The following is a 23,797-nucleotide window of genomic DNA, read 5'->3' on the forward strand; positions in this document are numbered from 1 at the left end:
GCTAGATGACAACTGGAAAACTGATCCACGCTGGCAATATGTCCCCACGGCATAACACAAAGGGTATTTTTCAAGCTATATTACTCTGTATTTCGTTATTCTCTCCTAAAGCCCCAACTTCGTTTGGATTAAGTGGTGGTACATTCTCATTTACTGGTGGATTCGGTGCTGATGGCACTGGTGCTTGTGACTGCTGCGGTTGTGGCTCTGGCTGAATCACTGCTTGTGGTTGTGGTGGATCAATTTCATCATACAGATCTTTATATTGCGTTTCTTGAGGTATCTTAGTAATATTATTAAGCAACTTTTTAGTTTTTACTAACTTTCCTAAGGCTTTCTCTTTAAATATACTAAGATCTTCGAACTCACCTTTCTCACGTTTAGCTTTAAGGAAAGAAAGATTTGACCCCATTCCTCTAATTTCATTAATTTTTACTTCTAGTTCTATTTGCTCTTTACTATCGTTAGTGAGCCCCTGGGCTTCTTGAAATTTATACTCTGCTTTTCTGAATAAACCTAATTTTAATAAATATTTTCCTAAGGATTTACATAGTTGTTTTTGCAAATTATCCTTTATATCTCTTGGTTGTTTATCGAAAATTCCTGTAAGAATTGTGTCGCATGCTTCAATATACCTCAAATTTACGCTTATCATAAAGTATTTCATGGCTCTCAAAATTAAAGGAATGGAGTGCTCACTTTGATTTGTGCTATCGTAAGATTTACCTAAGTTTAAAAGTAAATTACCTATCTTTGAACAAATAACAGAAAAAGTAGTTTTACACTCCCCAGAACCATACATAAAACTATAATCTTTTTCAGCTTTTGTATTTTCACAATATTCTTTTAGTTCTATTTTTAAAGCTTCGATATATTCTCTAACTGCTAAAAGCGAATATAGCTTTTTTTCGTTTGCAGCAAGCCAATTATTATTTTTATATGATATGCCTAAATATTTATCATCAACCTTAATACTACCAACAAGACTAATATTATTTTCATATAACATACCTAAAAAATAATGCGATTTAGCTTTCATTTCATTAGCAGTAAAATTAGCACTATATTGTTCTATTTTTGAAAATTTTCCTGCACTAAAATCATTAAGCCAACTTAGTACTTCTTTATAATAATCAAATTGCTGTTGATTATTCCCTGTATTATTGGTAGCTTTATAAGGTTCTAATTTTATATCTATAATAGCCTTACTTAATAAATCTTCCTCAATTAAAATTTTTCCTGCAATATCAACAGCTTTTTTAAGTGGTTCAAATGTTGCGGAGTGAGGGAAGAGTTTTTTGCAGAATGATAGAGCTTCCAATTGCTGCTTTATAAAACATACATAATTTCCTAATTTTTCTTGAAAAAGGTCTTGTTTTTCATCAGTAGCAGTCCCTTTTATATTATAAAACTTCCTTATAATTTCCAGAAATGCAGGAATCATTTTAAAATGCTCATCAATGTTGTTAGTATAAACATCTTTCAATTCTTTTATTTCTTGTAATGCTGAAAAAGTTTTTTTATTAACTACTTCTATAGGGCTTATTGCTTCTGGCAATATTTTTCTTGGTAAATACCTTTCTAGCAAATCATAATGCTTGGAAAACATTTCTGAAGCTAATTCTTGTTGTAGATTAAGACTAAAAAACGAATAAATAGGATCCTCTATAAATTCTTTATTAGCTTCAAAAAACTTTATGATAATTTTACCCACTACCTCAATATTGTATTTGATCATTTTAGCTAAAACTTCTGGTAACTCTATTATATTTTCTTTATATGAAATAGGACTTATATATACTTCTTTTAACCCCCACCATTTATCTGTTTTTAATAAATCCTTAAGATTCAGTGACTCGGAAAATACCTCTTCAAAGTTTGCTTTTTTGAATAAATGAACAGACTTAATTAACTGTGATATTACAAGTTTCTCTGCATCTTTTGAACTTTTTATAAGATCTTCTAAATATTTTTTTATTCCTGTAATTTTGTTATTTTTTCTTTCTTCTGTCCCACACTCAGTTGCAAAATTTACTATATAAAATAATGCATCCTTGAGATTTTCTTGAACTTCTTTAGTTAATTCATTAGTTTCATTTTTAAAAAACTTGATAAATTTTTTTATAGTATTAGTAATTATTGGTTTCCAATTGTTATCTATGATAATTATTCCAAATTTAATTTTTGCTGCCAATTTAATTATTTGCCAATAAGCATATAGGTCTAAAATTTCTTGTACTTGATCTATCGCCCCGCCATGTATGCCAGAGCATTCCATAATATTTATTCCTAAATCTTTATTTAAAAAATTGTTAACACGCTTATAATCATCTTCTTTATTTGTATTATCTGGGTTAACTGGGTTGTTTTGATTGCTTTGATTATTTGGATTATTGTCAATGATTTGGCTATGCCTTATCTTTTTATTATGTTCAGAATCTACAGGTTTTAATTTATTTAATTCTGTTACTGTAAATTTTTCTGCATTTGTAGAATCGCTTAATTGACACCCAATTACTGTTTTTCCCATTTCTTCTAGTCCAAATAACATCAATACTTTATCTAAATTTCCTCTCCCGATAATTTCATTATAACTTTCCGTAATAAGCCTAAAAAGTATTCCTGCATCCTTATATTTTTTCTCTTCTAACGCAGAACGTGTTGTATTAACTCGTAAATTTTTATTTTCAATAGTATAGTCTAAATTTTCTTCTTGTAATTTTTTTAGATAAGCATTTATAGCTTCTTTATCAAAAATATTTATCTCCTTGCTGCTACTAATTTTTATCTCAATTTTATCTGTAGCATTTTCTGTATAATGAAAATCCATGGGGTTTTCATATTGACCTGGAAGATAAACTAATAATTCTTGTAATACCTTATTATATTCTTTTATATTTAATAAAGTTTTGATTCCAAACGCAGTTATTTTTTCATTATCTGCTAAAGAAAAATGCCTTATCTTATCATTATACCAGAAAATATTTGCAAAATATCTCGCATCTACATCATCAAAATTACAATATTTTTTCAATAGTTATATCATTTCTTAAACAATCTGCTAAAAATTCTCTATCTTCTTTTTTTGAAAAGTTATAACTAAACTCAAAAGATTTAGCAGGAATAAATTTTTCAATAGTACCATTTGGCTTTTCTAGTTTTTCATTGAACTTATTACGGAAATTATTAAATAAATAAGCAAAAACTTCTTTATTTGTCGGAGGGTTATGAGATTCTGATTTAGGGGTTAGTATTTTTCCAATATTAATATTTTCTATTTTGGACTTAGCTGTGGCATCTCCGTTATTTTCTTTGTTAAATAAATCATTAAAATATTCTGGAAATTCGTCTATATTATTTACTGTTTTCTCTATTTCTGTTTTATGCTCTTGCTTAGGACTTCCAATAAAACTAGTCATCAATTTATACATAATATTAACTCTAAAATATTTATCATTACAAATAAAATCATCTTTGATCTGTAAGTTGAATAAATAAATATTAACACTACTTAAAAAATTTTCATAAATAAGTAAATTTACAACAAGAATTAAAAGGATGTCATTGCTAGGAAAGTTTGTTGTCATCCCATGGCTTGGGAACTAAAATGCTGGATTCCTGCTTTCGCAGGAATGACATTGGCGTACTAATCCTTAATAGTCTGAAGGGCTAGTTTGATTATTTTTGTGATACCGGTATTGGTATAGGTAGAGATTGGGAAAATTTCTTTACCGGTGATTTTTTGCAATTGAGTTGTTTTTTCTGCTATTTCCTCATCAGTCAAAACATCGATTTTATTAAGGCAAATAATTTGGGTTTTATCTTTTAAATAATCTGAATAAGATTCAAGTTCCGTACGTACTATATTATAATCAGCAACAACGTCTTCGCTACTGCCGTCTATTAAGTGAATCAGCACGTTACATCTTTCAATATGCTTTAGGAATTTATCACCCAAGCCATGCCCTTGACTAGCTCCCTCTATTAAGCCTGGAATATCGGCTATAACAAACTCTTCATCATCAATATACACTACTCCAAGATTTGGCACTAAAGTAGTGAAAGGATAATCGGCGATTTTAGGTTTAGCTGCCGATACTACCGATAAAAAGGTAGATTTACCGGCATTAGGAAGCCCCACAAGTCCAACATCGGAAAGCAGCTTTAGGCTTAGCTGAACCCACATTTCTTCAGCAATTTCGCCCTCTGTTCTACGTCTTGGTGCTTGATTGACTGATGTTTTGAAATGACTATTACCAAGACCGCCATTTCCGCCTTTAATTATTTCAAAAGTCTGATCATCTTCGGTAAAATCATGCAGTAATATATCGCTATCTTCTGCAAAAATTTGTGTACCGATTGGCACATCAAGGGTTAGAGATTTTCCCGATTTACCGCTTTTATTTGAGCCTTTACCATTTTCACCACTATCTGCGATAAAATGCTGCTTATATCTATAATTTACTAGCGTATTAAGATGGTGATTGCTTCTAAAAATAATGCTACCGCCACGTCCGCCGTCACCACCATCAGGACCACCTCGATCAATAAATTTTTCACGGTGGAAACTAACGCAACCATTGCCACCATTCCCACCTTTTATGTATATCTTAACTTCATCAATAAAATTCATATAACCTTTGTTGTAACGTTGTTGCTACACGCACTTATATGTCATTCCTGCGAAAGCAGGAATGACATTGGACATGGGCAATATCACTTAAAAAACGCATTATATCAAAATTTATCTCTCTTTAATAGTCTTATATTCTCTATGAACTTGACCAGTATAAAGCTGCCTTGGTCTGCTGATTTTTTGCTCTGGGTCTTCATGCATCTCTTTCCATTGTGCCATCCAGCCTACTGTTCTTGCTGTGGCAAAAAGCACTGTGAACATCTGCGGGGGTATACCCATCGCTTTATAAATAATACCCGAATAAAAATCAACGTTTGGATATAATTTTCTCTCAATAAAATACTCATCTTTAAGAGCGATAGCTTCAAGCTCTATCGCTATTTGTAGTAATGGGTTGTTATCTAGCTGCCCTAATTCTTTTAACACCTCCTTGCAGGTCTCTTTAAGCACTGCCGCACGCGGATCATAGTTTTTATATACACGATGACCAAAGCCCATTAGCCTAAAATTATCATTTTTATCTTTAGCTTTCGCTATATATTTAGGTATATTCTCTACACTGCCTATTTCTTTCAGCATATTTATCACTGCTTCATTAGCCCCGCCATGAGCAGGACCCCAAAGCGATGCAATACCAGTACTGACGCAAGCAAAAGGGTTAGCTCCTGAAGAGCCGGCAATTCTGACTGTTGAAGTAGAAGCATTTTGCTCATGATCAGCATGTAAAATAAATATCTTGTTTAAGGCATTTTTTATTACTGGATTTACTTTATATTTTTCACAAGGTGTGGCAAACATCATATGCAAGAAATTTTCAGTAAAATCTAAAGAATTATCGGGATAAACAAAAGGCTGACCTATAGAATATTTATAAGACATTGCAGCAATAGTTGGTATTTTAGCTATCATTCTAATAGCTGTAAGTTCATAATCCGCTTCTTTAAAAAAATTCAGCAAATCAGGATAAAATGCAGAAAGAGAACCAACCGCCGCAAGCATAATAGCCATAGGATGCGAAGAGCTACAAAACGTTTGGAATAAATAATGTAATCTTTCATTAACTAACGCATGATGAGCAACCTTTTTAGTAAAATCATTATACTGCTTATTATTTGGTAATTCCCCATAAATCAATAAATATGCCACCTCTAAAAAGTCGCTTTTTTCGGCTAAATCTTTTATATCATAACCACGATGCCGCAAAATTCCTTGATCACCATCTATATAAGTTATAGTTGATCTACACGAAGCAGTAGACATAAAACCCGGATCGTAAGTAAAGCAATCCGCTTCAGAATATACTTTACTAATATCAATTACATCCTGCCCAATACTTGCTTTCAGTATGGGTAATTTGAATATCTTATCTCTAATCTTTAATTCGGCAAATTCTGTATTATTATTTTCACTGGTCATATATACCCTTAATGTTGTTATATACTAGAAGTATAAACCTACTTTAAGAAAATGAGAAATTATTTTTATCTTTATAGGATTCTAAAGTATAGTATAAACTAAAAGCCGCAATACTTAAAAAATCATTTTTTATAATTATACCATTATACAATTTTATCTCTTGGTAAGATTTTTTATATATTTGTGTATCGATTAAACCAAGCAGATATAAAGTACCAAGTACTGTTGTCAGAATAATACTATTTGGATTATTTAACAATTTATCCTCAACTAATGCTGTAATGGTTGTAGATGCATCTTTTGTTTGATTAACTAAATCTCGTAAAATAGAATATTCAAATGTATTTTTTTCTATTATTTTTAGTATAGTAAAATTATACTGTTTGCAGTAATTAGTAATAAGTTCTTTGCGGCGTTTACGATTTTTGGAGTTTGAAAGAGGGGTAAGAAAGATTATTATTTTTTTAGTATCAGGCATATTATTTTCCCATATAGTTAAACTTAAAAAGTTTGAACCACCAAAGAATACAACCTTTGGTGGTCGGGGAAGTAAGAAAACCATCAACGACAGTCATAATAGTTTTTGGGTTTAAACCTTGGACATGACTATTATAACCCCGACCATAATAAAGTCGAGATTATACCATTCTATGGTTGATATAATACCACGTTGATTAAGAGGTTCTTACGCCCCAAAATAGCATGAGCTATTTCGTTTAAGATTCTATATATAAACGCCAAAAAGTCAATCAAGAACTGGATTATTATTTAGGTATTTTTTGCTCCAAATAAAACTGCTTAATATCCTGTCGAACTTTTTCCCAAGAAACTAATTTACCCTGAGCTGCTTGATCTAAGCCTACTTGAATTTCTTTGTTAAGCCACATTGTATAGTTCTCTTTTTCTGCCTTTTTATATCCTGAGCTAGTATTATATTGTTTTAATAAATTTGTTAAATTATGCATTATTTATCATATTTTTGTAAGCAACTAACATTTTATATATTCGTTTAAAGCTTTTTTAACTATTCCGTTTAAACTATCACCATGCTGCATAGCATATAAACTTACTTCTTTATGTAACTCAGGATCAATTCTAACATTAAAACTGCCTTTAAACGGTTTATCCGGAGCTTTACCTAATATATTACAATCTTCTAGATAACTATCCACGGCTTCATGAAATGATTTTATTAAAGTTTTAGCATCTGAGGCTTCGTAACTTACTAAATCTCTTATAAATTCTATTTTACCAAAAAATATTTCTTCCGAAGCATTAAAATGCACTGACCCAAAATAACCTTTATAACTTATAAAATCGTTTTTTGTCATATTAACTATTATTGTTATTATTGTCACCCCGTGGTGGCATTGCCCGCATGGATCATTCTCCCCCTGTCATACCGTGATTTATGAACTAGAGTTATTGTATAGCTTATGTGAAAGAGGTTATGTAGTACATAGAGCAGATGCAAGAAAGGTAAAGAATTTTATCAGATCATATGGTAATAGTGCAAAAACAGATAAGTTAGATGCTAAAGCATTAGGATTATATGGTAAGGAGCGAGCAGATAAGCTTGAAGTATTTAAGCCTGAATCAAAACAAAATATACAATTATTTCGGTTAGTACAAAGACGGAATGATTTAAAGCAAATGTTAGTTGCCGAAAAGAATAGATTACAACAAGCAAATACAGATAAGTTTGTTAAAAATAGCTGTATAAATATGATAGATGTTTTAAGTAATCAAATTACAGAGATTACTAATCAGGTAGAAGTGATTATATCATCAGATCAGCTGTTAAAAGCAAAGCATGAGATATTGAAAGAGATAAATGGCATTGGTAATATAGTTGCTTTTGAGTTATTAATATTATTACCGGAGTTAGGGAAGTTAACAAGACGGCAGATTGCTTCTCTTGCAGGGCTTGCTCCAAAAGCTAATGATAGTGGTAAATATCAAGGATATAGAAAGGTAGGACATGGTGTAGAGCAGGAGTCAAGCTATACTATTCCTTGCTGCTATGTCAGCCCGTAATAGCAAGACTTCTGGTTTAAGACTCTTTTATGAGCGACTCATTAACAATGGTAAAAAGAAAATGGTCGCTCTTACCGCTTTAATGCGTAAAATTATTGTCATCGCTAATGCTAAATTAAAATCTCTTCTTTTTAATTTAAAACATAGTTGATGACACCGTACGTGCTTTTCGATCCACGCAACAATGCCTCCTCAGGGTGACAAGGGAAAAACTGATCTATGCAAGAACGCATAGACAAATTTTTATGAACGGCTTTGTAGGCTTTGCACTAAAGCATCAAAACCTTGATCTTTTAGAGTCGAAGTAAAATCTTGTTGTTGAGCACCAATAAAACTTACACCTTCTGTAATAACGTCGGAAACTTTGAATTTTCCATTTTCCATTTTACGCACTAAATATTCTACTTTAATATCCTGTCCTTTATTATTAATATTCATGCTAACCATAGAATCTTTTGGGCTTAGAACATGCACTCCTGTTACTTGAGGTTTTTCACCTTTGTAATCTTTTATTAGATCAGTATAAGCTTTAGTAACATATTTAGAATAAACTTCTGTAAACTTTGCAATTTGTTCCTTAGATAAAGTTTGTACTCCGTTACGTCCTAATGTATACCTAGCCATCCAGTCAAAATCTAGATTATTATGCATTAGTTCACGTGCTTTGGCAACTTTTGCATCTTGAGATAGGTTAGGATTATTTAAAGTAGTAGAAGCTTCATTTACTAAGTTAGTAACATAATCATTTAAACCTGCGGGGGCATTATCGTCTGCATAAGAAGAAAATGTAAAAATCAATAAAAATAAGCTAGTAATAATTTTTTGCATAAGAACCTCTTTTAATTAGAATTTACGTTTTTAGGTTTAGGACATTTAAAGTTTTTAGGATATTGAACAGATGCTTCACGAGCTTGGTGTAATGCCGATCTGATAGTAGCATAAGGGTCTAACGAATTCTTCATAACATAATCACTAAATGATAATACATTATATCTATCATTTATTTTACTCACCGCTAAAACACTTAATTCAAAATCTTTATGGGTATAATACATTAAAGGATTAAGTGCATAATTAGTAAATATTGGGTCAGTCATATCCCTTGCATTAGTACTACCTATTATCGGTAACACCAAATAAGGACCTGGACCTACTCCATAATGTGCAAGAGTATTACCAAAAGTCTGGCGATCTGATGACAGCCCTACTTTACCTGCTACGTCAAATAAACCACCTATACCAAGCGTTGTGTTAATGATAAACCGCCATACGCTTTTCATAGTCTTATCGTAATTAAGCTGCAACCCATAATTTACAGCAGTAAGTGGCATATCAATATTACCAACAAAACTATTAACCCTTGCTTTCATATAATCATTTGTAAGGTTTTTATACCCAACAGCTAAAGGACGTAAGAATATATAATCTAATACTGAGTTAAAAGCAAAAATTTTACGGTTAAATTTTTCGTATGGATCGTAAACTTCTCGGCAACCATTAATATTACTGCTACCATTATAGTTGTATATGTCATCATCTACATATTCAAGATCGGCTTTCGTGAATAATGAACATAGGATAATCGAAAGTATAATTAGTATTCTCATGATTTATTTTCAGTTTTCTTACAAATAATAATACCGTATTTATTATTTTCCGCTAGTATTATTTCTTCAGAAGTTAATATAACGAAATTATTTTTTTGTAAAATATTATTTATTTCACTTAAATTAAAAATAAATTCTTTACGTTTTACTGAGAAATGCGTATCCAAATTAGTAGGTAAACAAAGAGAAAAATACCCACCTTGATTAAGCGATGAATATATTGCATTGAAATATGCAGAAAGATCTTTAGTAAAAGTTAATCCGCAAAAACTTAAGATAATATCAAATTTATTTGAATTTTGTTTCAGAAACTCATTTATGGAAATGTTATATATCTGATCGTAAATTTTAAGGTTAGCATAATATTCTTCTTGAATATCATTCATTAAATTAGAAATTTCTACAGCTGTTAAAGTAAAGCTCTCCGGAAAACGCTTTTCTAATTCGTATCCGACAAGTCCTATATTACTACCAAGCTCTAGGATAGAATAATCATCTGGCAGGTCAGTTATCTGCTTCAAGCTCTCATTCACAAATCTATAAGGCAAATGAATATTTTTATCATTGTTAAAAATACTTGGATAATTTTTTGCAGTTAAGTCCCTGTATTTTCCCCAAATTTCCACAGGTATTTCGGTAGCATTTTTATAATTTTTCAAAAAATTTATAAAAATTGCTTTATATTTTTCATTTGATTTTTCCAAATATTTTATGGCTTTTGGATAGTCATTTTTTAAAAAATAAGTCCAACCTAATTGGTAATATACTCTAGAATCATTAGGACTAAAAAAGTTATCGACTAATTTAAATCTAAGTAATGCATCGTTTAAATTACCTCTATATAAATGTTCAAGTCCAAGCTCATAATTGGTTTCACTTAAATGATTCATTTTATATTTACAATCATTTAAATATTTTTTAAATTCTAGAATTTTGTTTTTAATAAAATTTGGTATATTTATTATCGTTAAGCAAAAATGTTTGATTTTATCCTTTATTTTACTAAGCATAGCTATTTTTAAATTAAATATTATCTAATATAATAAAGCATATCTTTATAAATTTTAAAATAAAATAATGGTTATATTATGAAATCAATTACTGATGAAGATGATGAATCTACAAAAGAAACACTATATTTACTGTCTAATTCAGTAAATGCTAAGTGGATACAAGAATCTATTAAGCAAGCAGAAAAAGGCGAATTTATTGAAGTTGATTTAGATGATTAAGATTTTCTTCACAGAATTTAAAACTTACTATATTATCATTTTCATCAATACGGACTAACGTTATGTCAATTATTTCTACGCAATTAAATGCTATAAAACCATCTCCGACGCTTGCAGTAGTTAGGAAAACGCTCGAGCTTAAAAGAGCGGGTATTGATATTATTGCACTTGGGGCAGGTGAGCCTGATTTTGATACGCCTGATAATATCAAAGAAGCAGCCATCAAAGCCATTAAAGATGGGTTTACTAAATATACAAACGTTGAGGGGATACCAGCTTTAAAAGAAGCAATACAAGCTAAATTTAAACGAGAAAATAATATAGATTATGATCTTGAGGAAATAATAGTTAGCACCGGCGGCAAGCAAGTTATATATAATTTATTTATGGCATCTTTAAATAAAGGGGATGAGGTTATTATTCCTGCTCCTTATTGGGTGTCCTATCCCGATATGGTTTTACTTGCTGAAGGTACTCCGGTTTTTGCAAATTGCGGTATTGAAAGTAACTTTAAACTAAGCGGTGAGGCTTTAGAGCAGTTAATTACGCCTAAAACTAAATGGCTTATTATTAATTCACCTAGTAATCCAACAGGTGCAAGCTATAGCCATTCAGAGTTAAAAAATATTGCTGAAGTTCTAAGAAAGCATCCGTATGTAAACGTCATGTCTGATGATATTTATGAGCATATTACTTTTGATGGTTTTAAATTTTATACTTTAGCAGAAATAGCACCTGATTTAAAAGATCGGATATTTACTGTTAATGGCGTATCCAAAGCATATTCTATGACAGGTTGGCGTATAGGTTATGGTGCAGGTTCGAAAGCTTTAATTAAAGCTATGACTATTATTCAGTCACAAAGTACTTCAAACCCGTGTTCAATAAGCCAAGTAGCAGCCGTTGAGGCACTAAATGGCGTGCAAGGCTATATTGCACAAAATGCTTTAAATTTTGAGAAAAAACGTGATCTTGCTTTATCGATTCTACAAAGAGTGAAATATTTTGAATGCTATAAACCTGAGGGGGCTTTTTACTTATTTATTAAATGTGATAAGATTTTTGGAGCTAAAACTAAATCAGGAAAAGTAATTAATAATAGTAATGATTTCGGTGAATATTTACTTGAAGAAGCAAAAGTCGCTGTAGTCCCTGGTATTGCTTTTGGCTTAGAAGGATATTTCAGGATTTCCTATGCTACTTCTATGGAAGAGCTGGAAGAGGCTTGTTTGCGTATGGAGCGGGCTTGTGGTTCATTATAATACAAACTTGTTTCATGTCATCCCGTGGCTTGACCACGGGATCCAGTATAAAGCGAGATAAAATCGAGCTTTTTTATTTGTATTTTATATTGCTGGATCCCGTGGTCAAGCCACGGGATGACACCAATTCACTTGCACGGGATGACACATATAGGTAATCAATGCGTAAAGCTTTTAAAAAATTTTTAAAACGTAATAAATTTGTCCTTAGTTTAATTACTATTTTACTATATTGGTATTTGCGTTTTGTTTATTTTACTTCAAAGCAGAAATTTATATTCTATGACGATGGCAATAAGGAAAAGTTTTTAAATGAGCAAGGCGTAATTTTTGCATTTTGGCATAATATGCTTGCATTAAGTCCTGCTATGTTTAAAGGAATGCCAGATGTCTACGCATTAATATCCCCACATTTAGATGGCAAGATATTAAATGATTTAGTCGATAAATTTGGCTGCAAAGTTATAGTCGGTTCTAGCAATAAAAATCCACTTGGGGCATTGCGGAATATTATCGAAAAGCTTTCTCAAGGTGCAAATGTAATAATTACGCCTGATGGTCCTAAAGGTCCTGTATATAGAGTAAATAGCGGAATTACTGAAATTGCTTATAAATACAATAAAAAATTAATTCCGGTAGTCAGTACTACTTCTAGATGTTTTAGGTTAAAAAGCTGGGATAAGTTGATAATCCCTTTGCCATTTGGTACGATTAAAGTAATAATAGGGTCACCTTTAGAGCTGACCGACAATAAAGTACAAAATCATATGAATCTTGAAAAATATTTAGTTAATTTAACTGAGAACTTAATAAAATGATGCGTTTATATTACTTTTTAAGTTTTTTGTTATTACCTATTTATTTTGTTATAATTTTCATTCGCCTATTAATAGGCAAAGAAGATATAAGGCGTGTTAAGGAGCGTTTTGCTATCGGTAAACACAGACAAGATAATAGATTTTTAATTTGGATTCATGCGGCTAGCGTCGGCGAATCTATGATTGCTTTAAATTTAGTTGATAATATAAGCAAACATTTTCCTGAAGTCCGTTTTTTAGTCACTTCTTGGACACAATCTTCTGCTAAAATATTAAGTACTAAATTACCTAAAATAGCTACTCACCAATTGCTTCCGATAGATAATATTATTTTTACCAAAATTTTTCTAAATAATTGGAAGCCTGATTTAGGTATTTTTATAGAATCAGAATTATGGCCAGGTACTATTAATGAAGCAGCAAAGCAGTGTAACTTATTGCTTGTGAATGCCCGCATGTCTGATAAATCCTTTGAATCTTGGAAGAAAAGAAAAGGCTTTTTTCAGCTCATTGTTAAAAATTTTAGCGAAGTTATTGTGCAAAGTGAGCGTGATTTACAGAAATTTAATGAGCTTGGAATATCAAACACAACTAATTTAGGAAATATCAAATTTGCTAATGAAAAGCTTCCAGTTAATCAAGAAGAACTTATAAAGCTAAGTGAACATCTAAAAAACAAGCAAGTTATCCTATTTGCTAGCACTCATCCGGAAGATGAGGAAATTATTTTACCTATTATAAAAAACTTGAAAAAACAAGTTATAGATTGCTATATTATCTTAATTCCTAGGCATCCTGAGCGTATTAAATCAATTCTAGATAACTGCATAGCACAAGATTTATCAGCTACTGCTAAATCACAGAATGACTTACCTGTTTTAACCGATGATCTTTATATAGTTGATAGGTTCGGTGAAATGGGGTTATTTTTCTCTATAGCATCAATTTCATTTATTGGCGGCTCTTTCAAACAAGGCGGGCATAATATTTTAGAGGCGGCACATTTCTCTAATTGTATTATCTTTGGTCCTGATATGAGTAAAAACACTGATATTGCTAAAGGCGTGTTGCAAAGTAAAGCAGCTATTCAAATCAAAAGCGGTGAAGAGTTATTAAATATGCTGGAATATTTGCTTGATCCTAATAATTCTAGAGAATTAAAAAACTATCAAGAAAATTCACTAAAATTTGTTGAAAGAAACCAGAAAATACTTGATGAATATCTTCAAATAATTACAAAATTTTTCCCATAAAATATAACAAAAGTAGAATTTCTAAAAATAATATTTGACTTTTGATTGTAAAATGATTAAATAGCCTTACTTGAATTACAAGTAATTTATCATTTTAAAGGAGAGCATTTTATGAATAGTGATGAAATGTGGGAACAAGGAAAAATTATTCATGCTGAAGCATACAGACAACAAGAATATGAAAAACAAAGAAGAAATGGCGGCAATTCTTCTAGTAATGATGGAGAACTACTTGGGACATTAATAGTAATTGGATGTTATGCAGCATATCAAGGAGCAAAATTCGCTGGAAAAGCTGCTATAGCAGGCGGAAAAATGGCTGTGGAAGGAGGAAAGATAGCAGGTAAAACGGTAATAAATGCTCGTAAATTACATAAAGGAGAAGTAGAAATTGTAAATACCGATAACCAAGGAAATATTATAGAAAAAGCTCCTGAATATAGTCCTACACTTACTGGATCTCAAGAAAGCCCTACATTTTCCAAAAGAGAAAAAGTAAAAGAATGGATTGGAAAAGGAATTAAAAAGAGTAGATCAGCTAGGAGCTATTGACAAGTGCTTATAAATTAACTACTAGCACAACAGAAGAGGTTGTGACAGACGCAGGAGATAAAACCAAAGTTATTATTAAACCTAATACTGTTAATACTGAAGACCATAAGATTAGACCTCTTATTAATAAACAAAATAAATATTATGGCGAAATACAAGAAGATACTATAAATACTATGCTGAAATATAGATTTAATGGTAACAAAATTGTTGAGGTAACAAAATATAAATCATTTACTATTCCGAGTACCATACTACCAGGGGAAAAATTTGAGCTAAATTGTCCTAATGGTGAAAAAATACGTGCAGATGATACTGCTTATCTTCAAGTTAACTATGATATAAGCGGTAAATTAGTAAAATTAGCTATACCTAACCAACCTGTAGTTTGTCATAATCCTAGTTATCCTGCACTAATTGCTTATCATAATGAATTATATGTTCTACCGGTAAATAGTGGGCATTATAATTATTTAACGTATAAAGTTCACGAAAATGGCGGAGTAGTAGAAATAGGTAATGCCGATCCTGGCTATCATATAGAAGCTATCTCATAATAATATTAGCTATTTATTTAAAATCTGAATATAAAAGGTGGAAACCGCTTTTCGTCTTTTATATTCAATATTTCTAACCGAATAGCAGATTATTTAATAATATAACTAACTTAACATGAAAATAATAGCCGGCAGTAGTAATAAGCTACTTGCAACTCGTTTAGCTATAACATTAAATATCAAATATATTGAACCTAAAATCACTTATTTTAGTGACTCAGAAATAAAATTAGAAATTCAAGAACCACTACATAATGAAGATATCATCATAGTACAATCCACTTCAAAACCTATTAATGATCGTTTAATTGAGCTATTTTTACTTATAGATACTGCAAAAAAAGTAGGAGCAAATAAAATAATTTTAGTAATGCCTTATTTTGGTTATGCAAGGCAAGATAAAACATCAAATCAAGCTGCTATGCCAGCACAATTAATAGCTAATTTTCTAGAAAAATTAGGAGTAACTCACTTAATTACCATTGATTTGCATTCTGATAAAATAGAAAGATTTTTTAATATTCCGGTTTCTAATCTCAAACCTATCGAATTATATTTACCATTTTTGCAAAATTATAAAAATTGTATTATAGTTGCCCCTGATAAAGGAAACATTAATAAGGTAGAATCCATTGGAAACTTGTTAAACGTAGATTTAGCCTATATAACCAAAGAAAGAGATGTTAATAATAGCTGCAATATGGTAGAAATAACAGGGAATGTTGAGGGCAAAAATTGTATATTAATTGATGATATTATCGATAGTGGTGAAACTATTTATAAAGCTGCTAATTTTTTAAAGCAGCATGGAGCTTTATCGGTAAATGCTTTTATTACGCATGCTGTACTTTCAAAAAATTATGATATCGCATTATTGGATCGTATTTTTGTTACTGATACTATAGAAACAGATGACTTATCTTCTAAATTTCATATAATACCTATATATTGCCTATCTTAGTAAAAGAGTTAAAAAATATAATATGAGTTTATGCACTCTTGAAATAAATTTGTCAGCTATAAAAGCTAATTATCGTTTGTTGAAAAATATTTGTGAAAACTCGGTAGATTTTTTGCATAACGTAGCTAATAAAGAGGAATTTGCAGGAAACACTTCACCTCGCACCGCAGCGTACACTTTAGTACGTGAGGATGCGAGTCTAGGCTCGACGCCCAAATTACCTTTAGGAGCAAGTTATGCAAAAAATCTATTAGTAGGGGCGGCAGTTAAAGCCAACTCTTATGGACTCGGTGCAATAGAAATTTCTAAAACCTTGCTAGAAGAAAATTGCCGATATTTCTTTGTTGCTTCAAGTAATGAGGGAATTAGTTTGCGTAAAGCTATAGGTGATGAAGTAAATATTCTTATTCTTAACGGCGTATTTGAACATGATGCTTTAGAACTTATAGAATATAATTTAATACCTGTTTTAAATAATTTAAACCAAATTAAGATTTGGCAAAAATTTAGTAATCTAAAAAATCAATTACTACCTTGCTACCTGCATTTTAATACTGGCATTAATCGCCTTGGGCTAAACCATAATGAGATAGAACAGCTAATTAATAATCGTGATTTGTTAAAAGGGTTGAATGTGGAATATATCATAAGCCACTTATCAGCTTCTGAGGATAGCGATAACCCTTATAATTTAGAACAACTAAACAAATTTAAAGCTTATTTAGAATATTTCCCAAATGCTAAAGCAAGTCTTGCTAACTCCGGCGGTATATTTTTAGGGAAAGATTATCATTTTAATTTAGTAAGACCTGGTGCTGCTTTATATGGTTTAAATCCTTTAGGCAGTAACAAACCGAATCCGATGCAAAACCCTGTAACCTTAAAAGCACCTATAATTCACTTACAAAATTTGACATATGGGAGTCGTATCGGCTATAATATGACTTTTACAACCAAGCGTGATAGCTTAATTGCAACTCTGCCTTTTGGCTATGCTGATGGGTTTAGTCGTAATTTTAGTAATCAAGGTACCGTATTTATTAATAGTCGCAACGTCCCAATAATAGGACGAATATCAATGGATTTAGTCAATATTGATGTTACCGATCTACCACCCTCAGATATTTTTCTAGGACAAGAAGTAGAAATTATTGGAAATAATTGCACTCCTGATAAAATAGCAGATATTATAGGTACTATAGGATATGAGATATTAACTAGCCTTGGTAATAGATATAAGAGAATTTATACTTGATAATATTATAACCTTGTTGTCATCTAGTTGCTTGTCTATGGGATATTGCCTGCGTGGATCATTTTCCCCTGTCATCCCGTGATTTATTCACGGGATCCAGTTAAAAATACTAATAAAATTAGTATTTTTTATTATTTCTGGATGCCTCAGGTACAAGCAACTAGACGACACAAGGGTGCTTTTCAATCCATGCGGACAATGCCCTAGGATGACAGCAAAACAACTTTAATAATTTAAAATATAAAAAGAATAATACAGATGTTATTAAATATAGCTAATTCTATTGGTAAACGTACCATAAGACTAGCACAAAGTATCGGCAAATTTTCTATATTTAGCTTAGCTGCCATTACTAGCATTATAAGACCACCTTTATATTTTAGTTTAATTATCAAACAATTATTATTTATCGGCTTTTATTCTTTGCCTGTTGTCGCCATGACTACCTTTTTCTCAGGTGCAGTATTGGCATTACAGAGTTATACAGGATTTTCTCGCTTTTCTGCCGAAAGTTCTATCGCAACTGTAGTGGTGTTATCCTTAACTAGGGAACTCGGACCAGTGCTTGCGGGGTTAATGGTAGCAGGAAGAGTAGGAGCATCAATTGCAGCGGAAATAGGTACTATGAGAGTTACCGAACAAGTAGATGCTTTATATACTCTCTCTACAGATTCTATTAAATATCTTGTTTTCCCAAAAGTAATTGCAGCTATTATTACTATGCCTTGTCTAGTTTTAATCGGCGATGTAATCGGGGTTATGGGAGGTTATTTAGTTGGCGTGTATAAGCTTGACTTCAACAGTAGCACTTATCTAACTAGCACTTTTCAATATTTAGAGCCAATAGACGTAATATCTGGTCTTGTTAAAGCTGGCGTTTTCGGCTTTATTATTTCTATAATAAGCTGCTATAGTGGTTATTATTCAGGTAAAGGAGCTAAAGGTGTTGGACGAGCTACTACTTCTGCGGTAGTAAATTCTTCCATTTTAATCCTAATTAGTAACTACTTAATAACCGAATTATTTTTTAAAGTATAAAAAGATATGAGTGTAGAAGAAATAAAAATTAAAATTCGGTCATTATATAAATCTTTCAAGGGTCATAAAGTATTAGATGGAATAGATTTAGATGTAAAAAAAGGTAGTTCTTTAGTTATTTTAGGCGGTTCAGGCAGTGGTAAGTCGGTCCTAATTAAAAATATAGTAGGGTTAATTAAACCTGATCAAGGTCAAATCTTTATTGATGGTGCAGAAATTCAAAATATCTCAAGCAAAAAAAGATTTGAGATTATGAAAGATATCGGATTTTTATTCCAAGGCGGAGCTCTTTTTGATTCTTTAAATGTACGTGATAATATTACTTTTGATACTAACAAATTATCTAAAAAAGAGAAGAACGATCTTGCTGGAGCGAAACTTGATTCAGTAGGCTTATCACCTAGAATTCTTGATCTATATCCATCAGAATTATCAGGAGGCATGCAAAAAAGAGTAGCACTTGCACGAGCAATTTGTAGCACTCCATCAATTTTATTTCTTGATGAGCCAACAACTGGGCTTGATCCTATAATGGCTAATGTTATTAATGAGCTGATTATAAAGATCCAAGAAGAGCTAGGAGCAACTACAATTACTATAACTCATGATATGATTAGTGCTGAAAAAATAGCTAAAGAAATAGCAATGATTTATCAAGGAAAAATTAAGTGGTATGGTAGCAAAGATGAAATGCGTAATAGTAATAATCCTTACTTAAAGCAGTTTATAAACGGCTTAACTACCGGTCCTATTGAGGTATAATATGTTTAAAAATTTATTATTTATACTAACGATTTTAAGTATAAGTTTTAATGTTTATGCCATAAATAATAGAGCTTATACGACATCAGATATAGTAAAAATAGCGATCGTTCTTGGAATTGTCGCTTTAATTTTTAGCCCTGCAAAATTTCGTATTATAGTTATTGGTACGGCTCTAGGTCTAACTCTTGCATATTATACCTATAAATATATAGTACCTATCTTTATTTCTTCATTAAACGGTCCTTGAAAAATAAGACGAATTTAATCTATTTTATACCCAACTAACGCTTGTTTAAAAACTTCTACATCTACCTGCCAATCGTTGGTATCAAGGCTAGAGGGTAGAATCATTTGAGGTTTAATAGGAAAATAAGCTAACCTAAATCCCCATTTAATTCCCCCAATAATTTTTATAGTTTTATTTTGATTATCTATTTTCACTGCATAAGTATGGGCAGTCCAATAAGTTAACGGCTTAGAAAAAAGTGTATAGTACCATAAAGGAGCATCGTAGAAATCTTGCTCCAAAGTATAAAAAGGATGTAATTCTAGATTAGTATCTATAAATTTTTGTAATTTTTTATCTGAAGAATCAGTGCGAACAATCTGAAGCCAAGCATTATGCTCTTGCTTAAGCTTAATATGAATAATAGGAAAAGATGGATTAAAACAATTTCTTGGAGCATTCGGGATATAGGAAATGTTAAAATCTCCTTCCCTAGAATTAAGCTCAAGATTCTTATAATTACTTTTGTATAAACAGTTTCCTATATCTTCAGCTACTTCATTATTTATCTTAAGGTCCTGCCAAAGTAAAATAAATAAGAATATACTGATGAAACAGATTGAGCTAAAAATATTTTTAGGTTTCAACACAATTTTTGACCGTTAGGTACTTTAGGGTCAATCGTGACTAAACATATATCGTTATTAGAATCAGGAAATCCTACTAATAAAAACTGAGATAAGAAGCCGGCTATATTCTTTTCTCCTAAATTTACACAGCCAACTATGGATTTGCCTATTAATTCTTGAGAGGTATAATGTTTTGTTATTTGTGCGGATGTTTGCAAAGTTCCAATTTCTGCACCAAAATCTGCCCAAACTTTAAATGCCGGCTTTTTGGCTCTTGGAAACTCTTCTATTTTGGTAATTGTCCCTGAACGTAACTCAACATTCTCAAATTCTTTGTAGGTTATCATTACTATTTTTCTTTAGTAATTTCATCATATTTTTTGAGCTTTGTAAGGACACGCTCTAAATTATCTAACCTAATCATACATGGACCATCACTTGGAGCATTATCCGGATCCTGATGTACTTCCATATAAAGACCAGCAACACCCACCGCAACCGCAGCTTTTGCAAGTAATTCTACATATTTACGCTCTCCTCCAGTGCTTCCTCCAAGCCCACCAGGTTGCTGCACGGAGTGAGTAGCATCAAAAATTACAGGAGTATTTAGCTCAGCCATTATTGCAAGACCACGCATATCTGATACTAAATTATTATAACCAAAACATGTGCCGCGTTCAGTTAACAATATATCTTTTGCTCCAAATGATTCTAACTTCTTGTGTACATTTTTCATATCCCAAGGAGCTAGAAACTGCCCTTTCTTAACATTTACTATTTTTCCGGTTGCAGCTGCAGCCTGAAGTAAATCTGTTTGTCTGCACAAAAATGCTGGGATTTGTAACATATCAACTATTTTAGCTACCTCAGCACATTGATTTTCACTATGAACATCAGTAACTATAGGGCAGTTAAATGCTCTTTTTACTTCTGCTAAAACTTCCAAGCCTTTATCAATTCCAAGACCTCTAGCACCATTTACAGAAGTTCTATTAGCTTTATCAAAAGAAGACTTATATATGAATGGAATATTAAGTCTAGTAGTTAATTTAACAAGTTCTTCTGCCATAAATAAAGCATGATCTAGCCCCTCAATTTGACAAGGTCCTGCAATCAGAGTAAAAGGTAGATCATTGCCTATTTTTAAATCTTTTAACTTTATTATTTTTTGCATAATTTTTTATTACAATTTATTTAGCTATAGGCAGACTATTATCTACTTGATTTTCTTCAATTTCATTGATTTTAGATACTAAATCTGGTTTCTTCTGAGAAGAAAGATTAGCAAGTATTATTGCATTTATTAAAAATAATGACGCAAGTATTACAGTGCTTTTAGTAAGAAAATTATTTGCTGTCTTAGCACTTATTACTCCCATATTTCCCCCACCGCTTATACTGCTAATTCCATCTGAACCACTACGTTGCATTAGAATAACTATAATCAATAATATTGCGATAGTAATATGTACAAAAAGAAGTATGTCTAACATAATATAAAATAACCATTAGTATTGTTTTAAGGAATTATATAATAATTTTATCTTATTTGCAATGTAGCTTTAAGTAATAGATCAAATGAACAAAAAATGTACTATCCATTGATATTATTTAAATCATTATTTATAACTGATTTGATTAATTTATTATACTTTTCTTTTATTGCAACTAAATTATAGTCACCATCATAGTACCCCTCTATGCTAATAATTTTTTGTACATAGAAATTTAATTGTTCCACTTCTGATGAATCAACATTACTAAAATAAGATTTAATTTTTTTTATTTGATTGATAAGCATAGGAATATCATCAGGTTTTATTACAAACAATCCTATAAATAACACTATTAATGTTTGTATTAGTGACATATCTAAATTAACTTTTTATGCTTGTATTTTGGATTTAAAGTATTTTCTCCATTTATTTTTAACATATACTCGTGATAATCTTGATAATTTCCTTCAAACCAAGTGGCATTACCTTTTATATCATATGCAATAATGTGAGTAGCTATCCTATCTAAAAACCATCTGTCGTGACTAATTACTAATACACAACCTGCAAAATCTAAAATTGCATCTTCAAGAGCCCTTAACGTATCAATATCTAAGTCATTAGATGGTTCATCTAGTAATATAACATTTGCTCCTTCTTTTAATAACTTCGCTAAATGCACCCTATTACGCTCCCCTCCAGAAAGTTGTCCAACTTTCTTTTGCTGATCACCTCCTCTAAAGTTAAAAGCTGCACAATATGCTCTACTTTTAACTATTCTGCTACCAAGCTGTAGTTCATCTAATCCTTCTGCAATTTCTTCCCAAACAGTTTTATTACCATCCAAATGATCACGCGATTGGTCAACATATCCTAATTTTACTGTTGAACCGATTTTAATAGAGCCTTTATCAGGTTTTACTTTACCTGTAATAATATTAAATAATGTAGTTTTCCCTGCACCATTTGGTCCAATTATCCCTACAATCGCTCCACGTGGAACTTTAAAACTAAAATCCGATAAGAGCGTTTTATCATTGTATTTTTTGGCTATATGTTCTGCTTCAATAACTAAATCACCAAGACGTGGACCATTAGGTACAATTATTTGAGTAGGATCACTTTTTTGTTCCTGCTGTTTGTTTAACAACTCTTGATATGCTGTAATACGAGCTTTGCTTTTTGATTGTCTAGCTTTTGGGGCTTGACGAATCCATTCTAATTCACGATTTAATTGTTTTTTTCGCTCATCTTCTTCTTTACTTTCTAGAGCCAATTTTTCTTGTTTTTGTTCCAACCACGAACTATAATTAGACTTCCACGGTACACAATGACCTCTATCTATTTCTAATATCCATTCTGTAACATTATCTAAAAAATAGCGATCATGTGTAATAACTATTACAGTACCTTTATATTCTTTAAGATAGTTCTCAAGCCAAGAAACTGATTCTGCATCTAAATGATTTGTCGGCTCATCAAGTAATAACATATCAGGTTTTTCTAAAAGAAGTTTACATAAAGCAACTCTTCTTTTTTCTCCACCAGAAATTTCATTAATATTTGCCTCTTTTGATGGACAACGCAATGCTAGCATTGCAATTTCTATTTCTCGCTCTAAATCCCACGCATCACAATTATCTATTTTTTCTTGTAATTCTGCCTGCTTATCAAAAAGTTGATTCATTTCTTCATCAGTGATTTCAGTAGCCAGCTTATTACTTATTTCATTAAATTCATCGATAAGCTTCTTTTTCTCATGCAGACCTTCCATAATATTATCAAATACATTTTTATTTGGATTAAGATATGGTTCTTGAGGTAAATAGCCTACTTTTATATTTAGTGCTGCCATTGCTTTACCATCAAATTCCTTATCTATACCTGCCATAATTTTTAATAAAGTAGACTTACCTACTCCATTTGGTCCTATTATTCCAATTTTAGCACTTGGTAAAAAAGATAAATTTGTTTCTTTTAAAATTTTCTTACCGTTTATAGTTTTACTTAAACCATTTATTTCATAAATATATTGAGATGACATAAATTATTTATTT

Annotated in this window: 29 protein-coding genes; 13 read left to right on the forward strand and 16 right to left on the reverse strand. The window is 31.2% G+C overall.

Annotation, left to right across the window (positions count from 1 at the left end; genetic code table 11):
- Positions 1 to 70 precede the first annotated feature (70 nt).
- From RBE_RS08965 to RBE_RS06910, 7 genes are all read right to left on the reverse strand, one after another.
- Complete coding sequence (locus RBE_RS08965) at positions 71 to 3,034, reverse strand: hypothetical protein (RefSeq protein ID WP_187145741.1); 2,964 nt, start codon at positions 3,032 to 3,034, stop codon at positions 71 to 73.
- Positions 3,018 to 3,587 (reverse strand): hypothetical protein, encoded by a 570-nt coding sequence (locus RBE_RS06885; protein ID WP_011477974.1) that lies wholly within the window; start codon positions 3,585 to 3,587, stop codon positions 3,018 to 3,020. Before RBE_RS06885 ends, RBE_RS08965 begins: the two co-directional genes overlap by 17 nt.
- A gap of 59 nt (positions 3,588 to 3,646) precedes the next feature.
- A complete protein-coding gene (obgE, locus tag RBE_RS06890; RefSeq protein ID WP_011477975.1) occupies positions 3,647 to 4,633 on the reverse strand; it encodes a GTPase ObgE in 987 nt (328 codons plus the stop codon).
- Between the two features lie 111 nt (positions 4,634 to 4,744).
- Positions 4,745 to 6,052 carry a citrate synthase gene (locus tag RBE_RS06895; RefSeq protein ID WP_011477976.1) on the reverse strand — a complete coding sequence of 436 codons (1,308 nt, stop codon included), beginning with the start codon at positions 6,050 to 6,052 and terminating at the stop codon, positions 4,745 to 4,747.
- Between the two features lie 43 nt (positions 6,053 to 6,095).
- The gene (locus RBE_RS06900; RefSeq protein ID WP_041804948.1) at positions 6,096 to 6,530 is read right to left on the reverse strand and encodes a hypothetical protein; all 435 of its coding nucleotides are present in this window, start codon (positions 6,528 to 6,530) and stop codon (positions 6,096 to 6,098) included.
- A gap of 286 nt (positions 6,531 to 6,816) precedes the next feature.
- Positions 6,817 to 7,017, reverse strand: a complete 201-nt coding sequence (locus tag RBE_RS06905) for a hypothetical protein (RefSeq protein ID WP_012151497.1) — start codon at positions 7,015 to 7,017, stop codon at positions 6,817 to 6,819.
- Between the two features lie 24 nt (positions 7,018 to 7,041).
- Complete coding sequence (locus RBE_RS06910; RefSeq protein WP_011477978.1) at positions 7,042 to 7,383, reverse strand: type II toxin-antitoxin system HicB family antitoxin; 342 nt, start codon at positions 7,381 to 7,383, stop codon at positions 7,042 to 7,044.
- A gap of 73 nt (positions 7,384 to 7,456) precedes the next feature.
- On the opposite strand from RBE_RS06910, the gene RBE_RS06915 reads away from it, so the two are divergent.
- The gene (locus RBE_RS06915; protein WP_011477979.1) at positions 7,457 to 8,089 is read left to right on the forward strand and encodes an IS110 family transposase; all 633 of its coding nucleotides are present in this window, start codon (positions 7,457 to 7,459) and stop codon (positions 8,087 to 8,089) included.
- Positions 8,076 to 8,240 carry a hypothetical protein gene (locus RBE_RS09385; protein WP_011476965.1) on the forward strand — a complete coding sequence of 55 codons (165 nt, stop codon included), beginning with the start codon at positions 8,076 to 8,078 and terminating at the stop codon, positions 8,238 to 8,240. The genes RBE_RS06915 and RBE_RS09385 overlap by 14 nt, the downstream gene beginning before the upstream one ends.
- Positions 8,241 to 8,332: 92 nt before the next feature.
- Here the strand turns inward: RBE_RS09385 and RBE_RS06920 are convergent, their stop codons facing one another.
- From RBE_RS06920 to RBE_RS06930, 3 genes are read right to left on the reverse strand one after another with little or no spacing between them, the layout of a single operon-like run.
- Entirely contained in the window at positions 8,333 to 8,917 is a 585-nt protein-coding gene (locus tag RBE_RS06920; protein ID WP_011477980.1) for an MlaC/ttg2D family ABC transporter substrate-binding protein, read from the reverse strand.
- A gap of 11 nt (positions 8,918 to 8,928) precedes the next feature.
- The gene (locus RBE_RS06925; RefSeq protein WP_011477981.1) at positions 8,929 to 9,696 is read right to left on the reverse strand and encodes an MlaA family lipoprotein; all 768 of its coding nucleotides are present in this window, start codon (positions 9,694 to 9,696) and stop codon (positions 8,929 to 8,931) included.
- Complete coding sequence (locus RBE_RS06930; protein WP_011477982.1) at positions 9,693 to 10,706, reverse strand: methyltransferase domain-containing protein; 1,014 nt, start codon at positions 10,704 to 10,706, stop codon at positions 9,693 to 9,695. Before RBE_RS06930 ends, RBE_RS06925 begins: the two co-directional genes overlap by 4 nt.
- A gap of 78 nt (positions 10,707 to 10,784) precedes the next feature.
- Here RBE_RS06930 and RBE_RS08970 point away from each other — a divergent pair, with 78 nt between their 5' ends.
- The 11 genes from RBE_RS08970 to RBE_RS06980 all read left to right on the forward strand — a co-directional run bounded on the left by RBE_RS08970 (position 10,785) and on the right by RBE_RS06980 (position 19,636).
- Positions 10,785 to 10,928: a hypothetical protein gene (locus tag RBE_RS08970; protein ID WP_012151558.1), complete on the forward strand. Its 144-nt coding sequence runs from the start codon at positions 10,785 to 10,787 to the stop codon at positions 10,926 to 10,928.
- Between the two features lie 62 nt (positions 10,929 to 10,990).
- Positions 10,991 to 12,190: a pyridoxal phosphate-dependent aminotransferase gene (locus RBE_RS06935; protein ID WP_011477983.1), complete on the forward strand. Its 1,200-nt coding sequence runs from the start codon at positions 10,991 to 10,993 to the stop codon at positions 12,188 to 12,190.
- A gap of 161 nt (positions 12,191 to 12,351) precedes the next feature.
- Positions 12,352 to 13,008 (forward strand): lysophospholipid acyltransferase family protein, encoded by a 657-nt coding sequence (locus RBE_RS06940; protein WP_011477984.1) that lies wholly within the window; start codon positions 12,352 to 12,354, stop codon positions 13,006 to 13,008.
- Positions 13,005 to 14,261 carry a lipid IV(A) 3-deoxy-D-manno-octulosonic acid transferase gene (gene waaA, locus RBE_RS06945; RefSeq protein ID WP_011477985.1) on the forward strand — a complete coding sequence of 419 codons (1,257 nt, stop codon included), beginning with the start codon at positions 13,005 to 13,007 and terminating at the stop codon, positions 14,259 to 14,261. Before RBE_RS06940 ends, waaA begins: the two co-directional genes overlap by 4 nt.
- A gap of 111 nt (positions 14,262 to 14,372) precedes the next feature.
- Entirely contained in the window at positions 14,373 to 14,813 is a 441-nt protein-coding gene (locus RBE_RS06950) for a hypothetical protein (protein WP_011477986.1), read from the forward strand.
- The gene (locus RBE_RS06955) at positions 14,810 to 15,370 is read left to right on the forward strand and encodes a Sca4 family protein (protein ID WP_011477987.1); all 561 of its coding nucleotides are present in this window, start codon (positions 14,810 to 14,812) and stop codon (positions 15,368 to 15,370) included. The genes RBE_RS06950 and RBE_RS06955 overlap by 4 nt, the downstream gene beginning before the upstream one ends.
- Before the next feature lie 115 nt (positions 15,371 to 15,485).
- Positions 15,486 to 16,331, forward strand: a complete 846-nt coding sequence (locus RBE_RS06960) for a ribose-phosphate diphosphokinase (RefSeq protein WP_011477988.1) — start codon at positions 15,486 to 15,488, stop codon at positions 16,329 to 16,331.
- Between the two features lie 22 nt (positions 16,332 to 16,353).
- Positions 16,354 to 17,586, forward strand: coding sequence for an alanine racemase (locus RBE_RS06965; RefSeq protein WP_011477989.1), 1,233 nt, complete (start codon positions 16,354 to 16,356; stop codon positions 17,584 to 17,586).
- A 258-nt stretch (positions 17,587 to 17,844) separates the two neighbouring features.
- Positions 17,845 to 18,624, forward strand: coding sequence for an MlaE family ABC transporter permease (locus tag RBE_RS06970; protein WP_011477990.1), 780 nt, complete (start codon positions 17,845 to 17,847; stop codon positions 18,622 to 18,624).
- Between the two features lie 6 nt (positions 18,625 to 18,630).
- Positions 18,631 to 19,386 carry an ABC transporter ATP-binding protein gene (locus RBE_RS06975; RefSeq protein ID WP_011477991.1) on the forward strand — a complete coding sequence of 252 codons (756 nt, stop codon included), beginning with the start codon at positions 18,631 to 18,633 and terminating at the stop codon, positions 19,384 to 19,386.
- Between the two features lies 1 nt (position 19,387).
- Positions 19,388 to 19,636: a DUF5510 family protein gene (locus tag RBE_RS06980; RefSeq protein WP_011477992.1), complete on the forward strand. Its 249-nt coding sequence runs from the start codon at positions 19,388 to 19,390 to the stop codon at positions 19,634 to 19,636.
- Positions 19,637 to 19,650: 14 nt separating this feature from the next.
- Here the strand turns inward: RBE_RS06980 and RBE_RS06985 are convergent, their stop codons facing one another.
- The 6 genes from RBE_RS06985 to ettA all read right to left on the reverse strand — a co-directional run bounded on the left by RBE_RS06985 (position 19,651) and on the right by ettA (position 23,784).
- Positions 19,651 to 20,265, reverse strand: a complete 615-nt coding sequence (locus RBE_RS06985) for a hypothetical protein (RefSeq protein WP_011477993.1) — start codon at positions 20,263 to 20,265, stop codon at positions 19,651 to 19,653.
- Complete coding sequence (locus tag RBE_RS06990; RefSeq protein ID WP_011477994.1) at positions 20,259 to 20,591, reverse strand: tRNA-binding protein; 333 nt, start codon at positions 20,589 to 20,591, stop codon at positions 20,259 to 20,261. The genes RBE_RS06985 and RBE_RS06990 overlap by 7 nt, the downstream gene beginning before the upstream one ends.
- Before the next feature lie 2 nt (positions 20,592 to 20,593).
- On the reverse strand, positions 20,594 to 21,418 hold the full coding sequence (gene kdsA, locus RBE_RS06995; RefSeq protein WP_011477995.1) for a 3-deoxy-8-phosphooctulonate synthase: 825 nt from the start codon (positions 21,416 to 21,418) through the stop codon (positions 20,594 to 20,596).
- Between the two features lie 16 nt (positions 21,419 to 21,434).
- Positions 21,435 to 21,737, reverse strand: a complete 303-nt coding sequence (gene secG, locus RBE_RS07000) for a preprotein translocase subunit SecG (protein ID WP_011477996.1) — start codon at positions 21,735 to 21,737, stop codon at positions 21,435 to 21,437.
- A 101-nt stretch (positions 21,738 to 21,838) separates the two neighbouring features.
- Positions 21,839 to 22,114: a DUF2672 domain-containing protein gene (locus RBE_RS07005; RefSeq protein ID WP_011477997.1), complete on the reverse strand. Its 276-nt coding sequence runs from the start codon at positions 22,112 to 22,114 to the stop codon at positions 21,839 to 21,841.
- A 2-nt stretch (positions 22,115 to 22,116) separates the two neighbouring features.
- Entirely contained in the window at positions 22,117 to 23,784 is a 1,668-nt protein-coding gene (gene ettA, locus RBE_RS07010; RefSeq protein ID WP_011477998.1) for an energy-dependent translational throttle protein EttA, read from the reverse strand.
- Positions 23,785 to 23,797: the final 13 nt, after the last annotated feature.

The organism is Rickettsia bellii RML369-C (assembly GCF_000012385.1).
GTDB lineage: Bacteria > Pseudomonadota > Alphaproteobacteria > Rickettsiales > Rickettsiaceae > Rickettsia > Rickettsia bellii.